This window comes from Microbacterium thalassium, from assembly GCF_014208045.1.
Taxonomy (GTDB): domain Bacteria; phylum Actinomycetota; class Actinomycetes; order Actinomycetales; family Microbacteriaceae; genus Microbacterium; species Microbacterium thalassium.
In genome coordinates this window covers 927,321-941,543 of record NZ_JACHML010000001.1, presented here as the reverse complement: position 1 = coordinate 941,543, position 14,223 = coordinate 927,321, and the positions used below count along the sequence as shown (strand labels likewise).

The following is a 14,223-nucleotide window of genomic DNA, read 5'->3' as shown; positions in this document are numbered from 1 at the left end:
GGGTGGTTCGGCACCGCCCGTCTCTCGTCGCCCGAGTTCGCCTTCCCTCGCCGGAAAGCGCTTTCTGTTGCCGCTTCCACGGTATGCCGCGAGCGCCGCGAAATCAACGAGGCGAGCCTATCGGGCGCCGCCAGGACGCCACAGGGCTGCCCCGACGGCGGATCAGAACCCGCTCGGCTCGGTCTCGAACTCGGGCTCCTCGGGCTGAGCCTCGTGGTGGAGCGGGGTCAGGGCCTCCGCCTGCTCGAACCACAGCAGCGCGTCGTAGCGGGCGCCCATCACCGTGGGCACGTAGTTGCCCGCCTCGCGGGCGGGGTCGTACACGACGCCGATCGCGCGGTGACCCGCCCGATGCGCCGGCCACGGCCGGTGCTCCCTGCCGATCAGCGGGATGACGCTCGGCTCGCCGAGCGCCCGGTGGAGCAGATCCTCGTGGCTCCCGGGCCGCGCCGGCCGAACCGGCATCCGCTCCTCGGCCTGACCCCACTGCGAGCCGGCGATGACCGACCCGCGGTGGCTGGCGAACCCGACGAGCATCACCGCTTCTTCGCCGTGCCTCTCGCGCAGGAGCTGACCGATGTTGACCATCCCGGCATCGGCCATCGTCGTCGCGCGGGCGTCGCCGACGTGGGTGTTGTGCTCCCAGATGATTCCGCGCGAGTCCGTCCCGAAGTGCCGGCGGAGGCGCTCGGCGGTGTCGGCCATATGGATGTCGCGGATGTTCCACGACCCGCGGTCGGTGCGCACCATCGCCCGGTAGTACCGCTCGGCCTGCACGGCGACCTCGGCGTTCTGCATCGCGTCGAACGCGTCGTCGCCGTCGGCGAGGAACCGGTGGCGCACCTCGGTCAGCAGCTCGACGACGTCGCTCTCGCACGACTGCGGCACCATGCTCGTACTCCACGCGTAGCGGTGCGGGTCCTCGTCGAAGGGCGCGAAGCACTGCCATGCCTGCAGCGCCGCGGGCAGTGCATCGGGCTGGTTGTCGGCGAGCCACCGCATGACGCGGTCGAGCGAGTCCCACAGCGAGTAGACGTCGAGGCCGTAGAACCCGACGCGCTGCGCCTCGGGACGCGTGAGGTTCAGTTCGTGCAGCCAGTCGAGGAAGTCGGCGACATCCGTGTTCGCCCACATCCAGGTCGGCCATCGCTCGAATCCCTGCAGCACGGTTCGGGCGTCCGCGCCCCGGTCCGTGAGTCCCCGCACCCAGCGGTCGATCCGCCAGCAGTCGGGCCAGTCGCCTTCCACGCCGATCCACGTCGGCCGACCGTCCTCGATGATCCGGCGGGTGAGTTCGGCACGCCACGCGTAGAACTCATGGGTGCCGTGCGAGGCCTCCCCGAGGGCCACGAAGCGGCGCGGCCGCGCCGCACGCACCACCGGGTCCAGGTCCGCAGGCCCGGCGAGCGGATGCGCCAGGTCGCGGATGTCGGAGATCAGCTGGTCGGCGGTGTCCACGTCGGCCCCTCCGGGCGGCGGTGCGCGGCCAGGATCCGCACGACCTCGTCGTCCGACGTCTGTCCGAACACCTCGTAGTGGGCGCCGACGGCCTGGAAGTACGGCGGCTGCATGAGGCACACCACCTCATCGGCGTCCGTCAGCCGCTTCCGGGCGTCCGGTCCGCCGACGGGGGCTGCGACGACCACGCGGGCTGCGCCGATGTGCCGGGCGACGAGGCACGCGGCCCGCGCCGTGGCCCCCGTCGCGATGCCGTCGTCGACGATGATCGCGGTCCGCCCGGTGAGGTCGAGCCGATCGTGCCCGCCACGCAGCCGCTCCACGCGCTCGTCGAGCGTCCGCCGCTCACGGGCCTCGACGTCGGCCACCTCCTGGCGGCTGACCCCGAAGCGTCTGACCAGGGCCTCATCGAGCACGCGCACTCCGCCCTCGCCGATCGCACCCATGGCGGTCTCGGGACTGAACGGGAGGCCGAGCTTGCGCACGATGATGACGTCGAGCGGTGCGTCCAGCGCTTCGGCGACGAGCGCCGCCACGGGCACCCCGCCGCGCGGCAGCCCCAGGACGACCGGATCCTGCCACGGCATGACGGCGAGCGCGGCGCCCAGCTGCCGACCGGCATCCGCCCTGTCTCTGAACATGCCCGCCCGTGAGGACGTGCCCGAGGACCACTTCATCGTCCGCCTCCTGCTCGACTCCAGCGTGCGCCGAAGCGTGCGGACGGGTGAGAGGCGAAGGTCCCGCGACCGTCGGCCGCGTGAGCTCAGACCCGCGCGAGGATCCCCTCGATCTGCTCGACGGCGGCGGCGACGCCGTCCTCGTCGCGGATGCGCCGGCCGATGTCTTCGGCCGTGGAGCGGATGCCGTCATCTGTCACGACCTGGCGGATCGCGGCGGCGAGGCGCTCGGCCGTGACCTTCTTCTGCGGCACCGGCGTGCTGCCGGCACCGGAGGCGGCGACCACGCGACCCCAGAAGAACTGGTCGATGATGAACGGGCACACCACGGTGGGGCGTCCGGCGCGAAGCCCGGCCGCCGTCGTGCCGGCGCCGCCGTGGTGCACGACCGCCGCGACGCGCGGGAAGATCCAGTCGTGCGGGGCCTCGGTGATCCGCAGGATCGAGTCGGGGAGCTCTTCGGTCTCCATGCCGCCCCACCCCGTCGCGATGATCCCCCGCACACCGGACTGCTCGAGAGCGCCGACGACCGCCTGCGTGATGCGCTTCGGGTCGCGCCCGGCCATGCTGCCGAAGCCGACGTACACCGGCGGGTCCCCGGCGGCCAGGAACTCCTCGAGCTCGGCTGGCGGCGACCACGTGTCGGGCGCGTCGAGGAACCAGTACCCGGTCTCATGCGCGTGCGCGGGCCAGTCGGCGGGGCGCGGCAGCACGTGCTCGCTGATGCCGTGGATGACCGGGATCGGACGCCCGTCGGGCAGCGTCGTGGTCAGCGCCGCGCCCTTCTTCTCGGGCAGCCCGAGCGTTTCGCGCCGGAAGCGGTTCACGATCTTGTCGTACTGCGCGTAGCCGACCTCGACGAGCTTGTAGGTGAAGCGGTTGTACCAGGCACCCCATGGCAGGGCCGGCAGGCCCACCATCGGGAACTCACCGGTGGGAACCGAGACGGGCACGACGAGCCCGAGCACAGTTGCGGCGCCGAGCTTCTCGGCGACATGCGGACCGGCCATCGCCTTCGGGTGGTAGATGACGAGGTCGGGTGCGAACGGCTCGGCGACCTGCCACACGTCGTGCATGAGCTTCTCGTTGATGCGCTTCGCCTCGCCGACGAGCCGGATGTTGGTCTTGACGAGTCCGACGATGCCGGATGCCTCGTCGAGCGTCGAGCGGCCCTCGTCGGAGTCCAGCAGCAGGAGGATGTCGTCGCTGAGCGGCGCGAACGGCACACCGTGCTCGGAGACGAACGGGGCGAATCGGCCGCATGTCGCAAGAATCACCTCGTGTCCGGCATCCTGCAGTCCCTTCGCGAGTGCGACATAGGGCTGCACGTCTCCGCGCGACCCCACGGTCACCACGAGGATCTTCGACATCAGCTGCTTCCTTCCTGGCTGGCCCGGAACTCGTCCATCAGCTCGGGCATGCGGTTCATCATGAAGACGTAGAAATCGCGCGTCCGCGCGAGGCGCCGCGCCTGCGGGGCGTCGTCGTCGCCGATCAGGTCGAGGCCCTTCTGCACGACGTCGAGGAAATCCCGCATCTTGGCGGTGGGATCCACCGCGAGCGCGAAGGCGTCCTCGTGGATCTCGTACGCGTGCCCGCGCCCGGCGGCCGGCACGCGCCGCACCAGCCCCGACTGCTGCAGCACGCGCATCCCGGTCGAGACCGAGGCCTTCGACAGGCCGGTCGCCTCGCACAGCTGCGCGCTCGTCTGCTGCGGCGGGTCGCAGATCATGAGCCACCCGAGCAGCGTTCCGAACGACGGCGTCGTGCCCATCTGGGCGAGCACGACGCCGACCTCTTCGGCGTAGGCGCGGGCCTGGTCGTCGTGCATCAGTCACCACCGGACGTATTGTTCAGAACATTCTGAACATACCACTTCAACGCCGGCAGGACGACCGCCGATCACCCCTTGTGCGTGGCCCGGTACGCCCGCGGGCTCATGCCGTGCACCGCGCGGAACCGGCGTGAGAAGTAGAACGGATCGTCCATCCCCACCCGGCGCCCGATGTCGGCGACCGAAAGATCGGTGGTGTCGAGGAGCGTGCGGGCGCGGGCCATCTTGAGCGCGGAATGGTAGGCGATGACTCCGCCACCCGTCGCCTCGCGGAACAGTGCCGAGAGATGGGATGCCGACACCCCGACCATGCCGGCGAGCTCCGGCACCGCGATGTGCCCGTCGATGCGCTCCTCGAGGTACCGCATGGCGCGCTGCAGCGGGCTGCCCGCCTCGGGCCGCATCCGATCGACCGCCAGCTGGGTGAGCAGCCGCCACGCCATGCCCGACGCGGCCGTCAGTGTCGCGGGAGTGGTGTCGCGGGAGAGGGCGAGCGAGATCTCGTCGAGCAGCGCGATGACGCGCTCGCTCGCCCGGAGCGACAGCGCCACGCGGCCCGGCGCCGCACCGGTCGCCTCGACGAGTTCGGCGACATCGGTTCCCCGCACATGGCACCACCAGATCGTCCACGCATCCCCGGGCGTCGCCCCGTACGCGTGCGGCACGGCGCTCGGGATCACGACGGCCGCCCCAGGCGCGACCCGCTCCCGCACGCCGCCGGTGTCGACCCATCCGGAGCCCGCCGCGCACACGATGACGATCGTCTCGTCCGCGCCGCGCGGCCGGTGACGTCCATGACGCTCGGCGTGCGGGAACCAGCCGGCATCCGTGACCAGCATCCGCCGCGTGACCGGGCGCGTCAGAGCCGCCGCCACGAGCGGCCTCGGCAGAACGCTCAGCCGCTGGTCCTCGAAGCCCTCGGTCCGCTCCATGATCCGCATGGTGACACACCATCATCGAATCGTCCAGGTTCTGCATCCGAATCCCCATGTTCCCGCGATTTCCGTGGCCGTAGTCTCAGGACGTGACCCGTGACAATGACGCCCCGAGCCGTATCGTCCTCCCCGACGCTCCCGCCGACCAGGCCGCGATCCTCGCCGCCGGCGGCGTGGCGTGCTGGAGCGAGCCGGTCTCGATCGACACCTACGAGGCCGGCGACCCCGACCCGTACCCGCTGTTCCTCGACCGCCGCGTGTACCAGGGCTCGAGCGGCAAGGTGTATCCGCTGCCGATGATCGACAGCGTCTCGCAGACGAAGGCGCCGCGCCGGTGGCAGGCGATCCACCTCGAGAACGCGTACGTGCGCCTCATGCTGCTGCCCGAGATCGGCGGGCGCATCCACATCGGGTACGACAAGGTCGCGGGCTACGACTTCTTCTACCGCAACAACGTCATCAAGCCCGCGCTCGTGGGCCTCGCGGGCCCCTGGATCTCGGGCGGCGTCGAGTTCAACTGGCCGCAGCACCACCGCCCCGCCACCTATCTGCCGGTCGACACCCGCATCGAGCGCGAGGACGACGGCGCCGTCGTGGTGTGGCACAGTGACCTCGACCCGCTGCAGCGCATGCGCGGCGTCCACGGCATCCGCCTTCGTCCGGGCTCGTCGCTCGTCGAGGCCGAGGCGATCCTGCACAACCGCACCGATGTGCCGCAGACCTTCCTGTGGTGGGCGAACGTCGCAGCGCGTGTGCACGAGGAGTATCAGTCGTTCTTCCCGGACGACGTCGGGTTCGTCGCCGACCACGCCCGGCGTGCGATCTCGGCCTTCCCGCGCGCCGACCGCGCGTACTACGGCGTCGACTACCCGACGCTGGCGGACGAGCGCGCGGATGCCGATCGCATCGACATCTACTCGAACATCCCGGTGCCGACGTCGTACATGATCACCGACACCGACGACGAGTACTTCGGCGGGTACGACCACGCCGCGGATGCCGGGTTCGTCCACTGGGCCGACCGCTCGGTCTCGCCCGGCAAGAAGCAGTGGACGTGGGGCAACGGCCCCATCGGGCACGCGTGGGACGACCAGCTCACCGACGCCGACGGCCCGTACGTCGAGCTCATGGCGGGCGTCTACACCGACAATCAGCCCGACTTCAGCTGGCTGCTGCCGGGCGAGACCAAGACCTTCAGCCAGTTCTGGTACCCGATCCACCGCATGGGCCCCGCCCGTCAGGCGACGACGGATGCCGCGGTGGCGGTGTCGCCCGACGGGGCGGGTACGCGCATCGGGGTCGTCGCCACGACCGCGTTCGAGAACGTGACGATCACGGTCCGCTCCGGCGACGCCGAGCTTGCCGAGTGGACGACGGCGTTGGACCCCCGGACGCCGTTCGTCCAGACGGTCGACGCCGCATCCGACGACGTCGTGACCGTGACGGTCGCGACCGCCGACCGCACCCTCGTCGAGTGGACCGCGAAGGCGGCGTCGGACGAGGAGCCGTGGGTCGCCACCGCACCCGACGCCCCCGAGGACATCGACGCGAACGACGAGCTGTACGTCACCGCCGTGCACCTGATCCAGTACCGCCACCCCACCCGGTCGCCGCTCCCGTACCTGCGCGAGGCGCTGCGGCGCGACCCCTCCGATTCGCGCGCTGCGACGGCACTCGGCGCGTGGCACCTGAACCGCGGCGAGTACACGGAGGCGAAGGACGCGCTCGAGACGGCCCTCGCGCGCATCACGCGCCGCAACCTCAACCCGCGCGACGGCGAGCCGTTCTACCTTCTGGGGCTCGCGTGCGAGCGCCTGGGCGAGGACGACGCGGCCGACCGCTGGTTCGGCAAGGCCGCGTGGAACGCCGCATGGGCGGCCCCGGCCACCCTCGCCCGCGCGCGCATCGCGCTGCGCGGCGGCGACGCCCGCGCCGCGCTGCGACTCGCGGGCGCGGCCGGCCCGATCCCCGAGGCGCGGCGTCTCGCGGCGCTGGCGACGGCCTTCCTCGGCGACGCCGCATCCGCCGCCGACGCGCTCCGCGAGCTGCATGCGGCCGACCCGCTCGACCCCGCCACGTCCGCGCTCGTGGGCGTGCACGGCGACCGCGACGCGCGCACGGCGCTCGACGTCGGAGCCGAGTTCGCCCGCGCCGGCGCGTACGACGCGGCCCTCGCCGCCACCGCCCAGACCGATCCCGCCGCGCCGGCGGCCGGACTGGCCGGCCCCATCCGCCACTACCTCCGCGCGCACTGGCTCGACGCGGCGGGTCGTGCGGACGAGGCTGCGGCCGAGCGCGAGGCGGCCCGCCGGGCCCCGGCGGCCTTCGCCTTCCCCGCCGGCCTCGACCAGCACGACGCGCTCGTCGCGGCCGTCGACGCCGACCCTGCCGATGCGGTCGCCACGGGGCTCCTGGGGATGTGGATGCTGGACGCCGCGCGGAACGCGGAGGCGCTCGCGCTGCTGCGCACCGCGGCCGAGGCTGGTTCGACCGATCCGGTCGTGTGGCGCAATCTCGCGATCGCGGCAGTGGCGGCCGAGGACGACACGGATGCCGCGGCGCGGGCCTTCGAGCGCGCGCTCGCGCTGCGTCCCGATGCCCGCCTCGTGTTCGAGCGCGATGTGCTCGCCGAACGCCGCGGGCTGGACGCCGGCGCACGCCTCGACCTGCTCGAGCAGTTCGCGAGCCTGCTCGGCACGCGCGACGACCTGTCACTGCGTCACGTGACGCTGCTGCTGGACGCCGGCCGCGTCGACGAGGCGTGGGACATCCTGACGACGCGCTTCTTCCGGCCCTTCGAAGGCGGCGAGGGCCGTGTGATCGCCGCCTACGACCGCGCCGCCTGCACGAAGGCGCGATCGCTCGTCGAGACCGACCCCGCGGCGGCGGTCCGGCTGCTCGAAGAGGGCATGACCCCGCCCGCGCACCTCGGCGAGGGCCGGCATCCCGCCGAGCGCCCCGTCGAGCGCTGGGTCGTGCTGGGCGATGCACGCCTGGCCGCCGGAGACGAGTCCGGCGCCCGCGAGGCGTGGGAGTCCGCCCGGGCGGCCACCCCGCTCGCGGTCGCTCCCCGCCCCGCCGACGAGGCCACCTTCTGGACCGGCGTCGCGCACACGCGCCTCGCCGAGCACGCCGACGCCGACGCGATCTGGCAGGAGCTCGACGACCGCGCCGCGCAGCTGCGCCGCGAACGCGACGCCGTGGACTACTTCGCCACGTCGCTGCCTGAGCTCGCCCTGTTCGACACCGACACGGGCGCGGCGCGCGAGCGCACCGCGGATGCCCTCGAGGCGCTCGCCTCGCGCGGGCGGAGCCTCCACGAGATGATCGCCTCGTGACAGAGCGCTATCTCGGGTCGGGAGCGATCCCCCGGGACGAGTCCTCCCCGACGGGCCCGGTGCCCGCCCACCTGCCCGAGCGCCTCGCGATCACGCTGTGGGACTTCTCCTGGTACACGCAGGCCGGTCCGGGCGAACCGTACGCCGACCTCGATGCGGCGGTGGTCGATGCCGCCGAGCTCGGCTACAACGCCGTCCGCATCTGCGCCGCACCGCTGCTGCTGTTCGGCGGTCTCGGGCTCGACGATCTCGCGGGCGCACTCGAGATCGAGGGACTGGGCGCGTCGCCCGCGGGCGGCTTCTTCGGTCAGCGGACCCGGTGGTACGACACCCCCGGAGGCTTCACGATCGACCTGCGGGCGCGCCTGCTCGCGCTGTTCGACGCGGCCGAGCGGCACGGGATCGTCATCATCCTGGCGAGCTGGGAGTACCAGCAGTCACCCGCGTTCGCGGCGGAGCCAGAGTGGTTCGAGACCATCGATGCGATCCCGCTCGACGCGCGCTACCGCGTCCTCGCCGACGCGTGGGACCGCATGATCGGATGGCTGACGACGCACGGTCACCGCGACCGCATCGCGCTGGTCGAGCTGCACAACGAGGTCGACTTCTCGATCCTGCCCGACCTCGCAGACGGCGGCGCGGCGCAGGTCGAGAGGCTGCGGACGCGGCATCCGGATCTGGTCGTGACCGCGAGCTACGGCAAGCCGCCGCACCTGGCGATGCACCGCGTGCCCGACGGCCTCGGCGCGGCGCAGTTCCACGTGTACAGCTACGGCGTGCTCGACGAGCTGCAGAGCCTCCTCGACATCCGCGCCGAGGGCAGCGAGGGGTTCCCGAATGCGGCTCTGCGATCGATGCTGCGGCCCGACGCGCCGACGCCGGAGGCGTACGGCCGCGCGGCGGACTGGAAGTACCGGGCCACGGTCGTCACCGACCAGATGATCTACGGCTACGACTGGATCGACGAGACGGCGTGGGACGCGTGGCTGTTCGACCACTACGCACCCTACGAGCAGGTGATGCGCCGCGAGATCGCGTCGCGCACGATCGCGATCGCGGCGTGGGCGCGGTGGAAGAACATCCCCGCGGTCGTCGGCGAGGGGTGGGTCGGCTACACGCCGCTGCACGGCACCTTCGAGGAGTCGGGCATCGGCCGCGCACTCGCCGAGCACGGCATCGACACCGCGATCGCCCACGGTGTGTGGGGCGTGGTGCTGTGCTCGAACGCGGCGCCGCATCACCCGATGTGGCAGCAGCGCGAGTGGCAGCGCACGATGACCGCGCGCATCCTGGCGGCGAGCGCCGCCGCGCGGGAGCCGGTCTGATCCGCCGGCGCTCCTAGGGTGCCGTGGGTTCGGCCGGCCCGGCCGCACCCGCCCTCTGGTCCGCCAGGTCCCACACCTGCTCGAGGGGGGCGAACTCGGCGTCGCCGCCCGCGCCCCCGGGCGACAGGTCCGCTATCCCCGGCGCGGAGGCGCGGTCGATTCCCGCACGACCAGCGAGGGCACCGGCAGCTGCGGCGCCACTGCTTCACCACCACGCGTCAGCGCGTCGGCCATCGCGTGCGCCGCCCGGCCCAGGGCGACGAAGTCCATATGCACCGTCGTGAGCGCCGGGGTCCAGAACTCCGTGGCGGGGATGTCGTCGAACCCGACGATGCTCACCTGGGCCGGGATCTGCCGACCCGCGTCGTACATCGCCCGACGAACCCCGAGCGCGATGTCGTCGTTGCCGCAGAACACCGCCGTGACGTCGTCCCGGGCCGCCAGCATCCGCCCGGCCTCGTACCCGTCCTGCAGGCTCCACCCGGCCGGCACGACCTCCGGCACCGGGGCGTCCGCCGCTTCGAGTGCTTCTCGCCACCCGGACTGGCGACCGACGCCGGGCTGCTCGGCGGGAATCGCGACGTGATGCACGGTCCGGTGACCGAGGTCGAGGAGGTAGGTGGTCGCGGCGGCCGCGGCGGCGTGCTCGTCGAGCGACAGCGATGGCCGCCCGATGCCGACATGACCGGGCTCGGCGACGACGACGACCGGCACATCGGCCGGGATCCCCGCCAGGACGGCGAACGACGCCGGATCGAATCCGATGACGACGACAGCCCCGGAGCTCGGGTCGCTCAGCTGCTCCACGACGCGCCGCACGTGCGGCTGCGCGTCGGACTCCACGACCGTGATGCCGACGGTGTGCCCCGCGGCCCGCGCGCTCTCCTCGATGCCGCGCAGCGTGCTCGCGTGACCGTAGAGCTGCGTATCGGCCGTGACGACCGTCACCGCGCCGACGCGGCCGTAGTTCAGCGAGCGCGCGGCGCGGCTCGGGCGGTAGTCCATGGCGGCGATGGTCTCGAGCACGCGCGTGCGGGTCTCATCGCTCACGTTGGCCGCGTCGTTCAGCACGCGGGACACGGTCTGATACGAGACGCCGGCCGCCGCCGCGACGTCCCGGATGTTGGGCGCATGGGGTCGCGCCGCCTCGCCCGCGTTCCCGTTCGTCACGGCAGTGATTGTGGCACGTCCGGGCAGGACCCGATCGCCGTCCGTGGTGTGTTCGCGTTCATCCGCTCCTCCGCGGCCGCTGCCCCGAGACGACCGGGTGGGATGGCGGATCACGCCACCCCACCCGGTCGCGGGTGGATCGGTTCGTCTACCCGACCATGAAAAGGGCGGTCATCGACCCACCGCCCGCCACCGTCGCGGTCGCCTGGTAGCACTTTCCGGCCGGAGCCGGCGCCTTCCAGTTGTAGACGAACTGGCCCGCCGCCTCGTCATAGCGCAGGACCGTCTGGCCCGGCGCGGACGAGGCCGCGATGTCGTCTCCGACGATCTCGCCGGTATCGCATGCCACCTCGACGATCGTCAGCGAGACCTGCTCCGGGTCCGTCACCTCGACACCGTCGGCGAACGCCTCGAACTTCAGCGGCACCGTCTTCCCGGCCTTGACCGTGGTCATCGAGCCGTCCGACTTCACCGGCTGGGCGAAGTGGGTGATCACGGTCGTGCCCTGGGTGAGCGGCGACAGCGACAGCCAGTCGACGTTCGGGGCCCAGCCATCGCTGCGGTCGAACGTCAGCGCGCCGTCGTCTGTGGTCAGGGTCAGGTCGGAGGTGACCGCCCAGAATCCGTCCCACGTGTAGTTGTTGCGGTACGGCGACCGCGTCGTGTCGCCGCCGGCCTCGGTCGTATCGATGAACCGGGTGACGACGTCGGTGTTGTACGGGTGCCCGGTGTTGACCTCGTTCTGCGCGTAGGCCACGTTCAGCACGTAGTCGCCCGCGCCGACGCCCGCCGGGCGCTCCCAGGTCATCGAGCCGTTCTCGCCGAGGTCTCCGACGAACTCGCCGCCGGAAGCCCAGCGGCTCCCGCCGATGCTGCTGCCGTCGCGGGAGAGGTCCTCGGCCTCGGTGCGCACCGTCGCCTCGTCGGCGTCACGGTTGCGGACCGTGGCGAGTTCGGACACCACGACAGGCGTGCTTCCCGTGTTGGTCAGCTCGATCTGGTTGACACCGCGGTGCAGGTAGGCCGTGGTCGTGACCGTGGCCCCGCCCGCGGGCACGGCACCGGCCTCGGCGCCCAGGTCGCGGTTCGACAGCTCGACCGTCAGCTCACCGGCCTCCGGCGCCGAGCCCGTGCGAACCAGGTCGTAATACCCGTCCGCCGGGGCACCCAGGAACAGCTGCGCCGTTGCACCGGGCTCCAGGGTGACCGGCCGCGCGGAGCGGCTGTTGTCGACCGAGAAGTCGCCCGAGATCCGCGCCTGCCACAGCGGGTACCGCAGCGTGTCGGGCTCCGGGACCGAGACGTCGAGGCGATCGAGCGTGATGTCGTAGTACACATCGAGTTCGCCGTCGTCGTCGGACGCCCGCAGCGACACCGTGTGGGCACCGGCGGTGAGGTCGACCGGAACCTCCGCGCGGGCGCGGTAGGTCCAGTTCAGCGTGGCCGAGTAGGTGACCCGCTGGACGAACTCGTCGTCGACGTACAGAGCCTGCTGACCCCACTTCGTGTTCGAGCCGTGGATGATCCCCAGCTCGTACGTGCCGTCCTCGGGCACCTCGACGTCGAAGGTCACGCTCGACGACGCCCGGTTGAACGCACCCACGTCCATCAGGTTCGACGCCGCGTAGCTCCAGTCGCCGGTCTGCGAGAAGGCCTGCGCGTCCACGATCGCCGCGTCCTCGGCCTCGTACGAGGCCGACCACACCGCGTCGGGCTGGACAGGGGCGTCGGCGGATGCCGGGAGGATGCTCACGCGGTATGCGGCCTGCTGGTTGGCAGGCACGACGACCGAGATCTCACCGCCGGAGACCGCCGTGCGCTTCACCGTGTCGACACGGGGAGACGACGTCTCGCCCTCCTGACCGGTCAGATCCGCGGTCTCGATCAGCACGTCGACCTCGTCGCCGAAGTCGGCGGGGATGTTCTCCACCGTCAGCGTCGCGCCCAGCGCGTTGCCTCCCATGATCACGGTCGCCAGCTGCTTGGTCTCGTCCAGGGCGGCAATCCCCTGCATGGTGTCGGGGCGCACCGCCTCGGGGGTGAACTCCACCGTGTGACCGGAGAGATCGGAGTACCACTTCGTCACCCACCAGCCGCCGTTGGCCATCTTGGTCTGCGCGGCGTGGTCCGAGAGGTTCCCCGCGTAGGTCCAGAAGGCCATGTCACCGTCGACCTTGGTGTCCTCGAACATGGCGAGCCACTGGATCAGTCGGCCGGGGTTGCCCATGTCGTGGCGGTTGCCGTACTCGTCGATGTTGATCGGGAGCGGACCGATCCCCAGGTCCTCCTCGATGGCGCGGTACTCCTCGTAGTTCTCGCGGTACCCGGTCGAGCCGAGCGAGCCGGTGCCGAGTTCGTGCCACGCCATGACGTCGGGCAGCGTGCCCGCATCCTTGGCATGCGTCAGCAGGTCGCGCACACGGTCGGGGTGCCAGATCGCCTCGTTGGGCCCGACGATGATCGCGTCGGGGTCCATCTCCTTGATGACGGCGTACGCCGCATCCCAGTCGGCGAGGAAGTTCTCACGCTCGCCGCCGTTCCAGTCCTGGTACCAGATGCCGTCCGGCTCGTTGTACGGAACCCAGGCGAACTTCTCCATCGGCAGGCCGGCGTCGATGACCGCCTGCATCTGGGTGCGGATGCGGGGGAGGTAGTCCGCCTGGATGTCGGCGGGCTCCTGGTAGGGCCACGCGCTGTAGACGTCCTGCATGTAGACGACCATCTGCTCGCCGCCGTTGTCGAAGAACGCGTCCGAGATGTCGAGCACGTCGCCGTTGGGGTGCTGGTCGCCGTTCGCCGGCTTCTGCGCGAGCGTGCGGGGACGCATGCCGGCGACCAGGTCGTCACTGGGAACACCGTCGTCGCTCATGCCGTAGAGCACACCCGTGGCGCCGCCGTAGATCGCGCCCGTGTCGGCCGACAGGTCGACGCTCACGTTCGCGGGCTCGTCGACGAGCGTGCGCTTCCACAGCTGGTTGGGGGCGCCGGTGCACCTCCAGAGGGCGATCTCGGTCCCCGCCGTCGTCGCGGCCCCCCACGCGTCGACGCACACCCTGGTGTCGCCCAGGCTCTGGATGGTGAGGTCCTCGCGGATCTCCCACTTCTGGCCGTCGTCGTCGACGTCGCACGGCTGGATGGTCAGCCGGGTGGCCTCATCGAAGCCGGCGACGTCGAGACACCTCGCGTCGGTGCCCCCGAACACGACGAGCTGCTTCGCGTCCGTCCACTCCCAGAGCTGTGCGTCTTCGCCGTCGCAGTCCTGAAGAGTGACGATCGTCCCGGTGTCACCGCTCGCGGCGTCGATGCAGCGGTCGCTCGCCACCCCCCTCAGGACCGTCGCGTCTGACTCCGCGGCCACGGCGGGCGAGGTCACGACGACCCCGGCCAATCCGATGACGACCGCCGGCAGCACGGCGGCCGCCGCGCTCATGCGTATGCGTCGTATCAACGTCACGAGTTGTCTCCCTTGACAGAGTGGGTGGTGTG

9 protein-coding genes are annotated in these 14,223 nt (G+C 71.6%); 2 read left to right on the top strand and 7 right to left on the bottom strand.

What is annotated here, in order from left to right; all coding sequences use genetic code 11:
• Positions 1–162: 162 nt before the first annotated feature.
• The 5 genes from HD594_RS04450 to HD594_RS04430 all read right to left on the bottom strand — a co-directional run bounded on the left by HD594_RS04450 (position 163) and on the right by HD594_RS04430 (position 4,901).
• Positions 163–1,458, bottom strand: a complete 1,296-nt coding sequence (locus HD594_RS04450; RefSeq protein ID WP_184749806.1) for an erythromycin esterase family protein — start codon at positions 1,456–1,458, stop codon at positions 163–165.
• Positions 1,437–2,135, bottom strand: coding sequence for a phosphoribosyltransferase (locus tag HD594_RS04445; protein ID WP_246413851.1), 699 nt, complete (start codon positions 2,133–2,135; stop codon positions 1,437–1,439). The genes HD594_RS04450 and HD594_RS04445 overlap by 22 nt, the downstream gene beginning before the upstream one ends.
• Positions 2,136–2,221: 86 nt before the next feature.
• The gene (locus HD594_RS04440; protein WP_221446549.1) at positions 2,222–3,505 is read right to left on the bottom strand and encodes a glycosyltransferase; all 1,284 of its coding nucleotides are present in this window, start codon (positions 3,503–3,505) and stop codon (positions 2,222–2,224) included.
• On the bottom strand, positions 3,505–3,966 hold the full coding sequence (locus tag HD594_RS04435) for a GbsR/MarR family transcriptional regulator (RefSeq protein WP_184749805.1): 462 nt from the start codon (positions 3,964–3,966) through the stop codon (positions 3,505–3,507). Before HD594_RS04435 ends, HD594_RS04440 begins: the two co-directional genes overlap by 1 nt.
• A gap of 71 nt (positions 3,967–4,037) precedes the next feature.
• Entirely contained in the window at positions 4,038–4,901 is an 864-nt protein-coding gene (locus HD594_RS04430; protein WP_184749804.1) for a helix-turn-helix domain-containing protein, read from the bottom strand.
• A 92-nt stretch (positions 4,902–4,993) separates the two neighbouring features.
• Between HD594_RS04430 and HD594_RS04425 the strand changes: the two genes are divergently transcribed.
• Positions 4,994–8,242 (top strand): DUF5107 domain-containing protein, encoded by a 3,249-nt coding sequence (locus HD594_RS04425; RefSeq protein ID WP_184749803.1) that lies wholly within the window; start codon positions 4,994–4,996, stop codon positions 8,240–8,242.
• A complete protein-coding gene (locus HD594_RS04420) occupies positions 8,239–9,567 on the top strand; it encodes a cellulase-like family protein (RefSeq protein ID WP_184749802.1) in 1,329 nt (442 codons plus the stop codon). The genes HD594_RS04425 and HD594_RS04420 overlap by 4 nt, the downstream gene beginning before the upstream one ends.
• A 132-nt stretch (positions 9,568–9,699) precedes the next feature.
• Here the strand turns inward: HD594_RS04420 and HD594_RS04415 are convergent, their stop codons facing one another.
• Both HD594_RS04415 and HD594_RS04410 read right to left on the bottom strand, forming a co-directional pair.
• The gene (locus HD594_RS04415) at positions 9,700–10,737 is read right to left on the bottom strand and encodes a LacI family DNA-binding transcriptional regulator (RefSeq protein WP_184749801.1); all 1,038 of its coding nucleotides are present in this window, start codon (positions 10,735–10,737) and stop codon (positions 9,700–9,702) included.
• 148 nt (positions 10,738–10,885) lie between these two features.
• The gene (locus HD594_RS04410) at positions 10,886–14,167 is read right to left on the bottom strand and encodes a PxKF domain-containing protein (RefSeq protein WP_184749800.1); all 3,282 of its coding nucleotides are present in this window, start codon (positions 14,165–14,167) and stop codon (positions 10,886–10,888) included.
• Positions 14,168–14,223 lie beyond the last annotated feature (56 nt).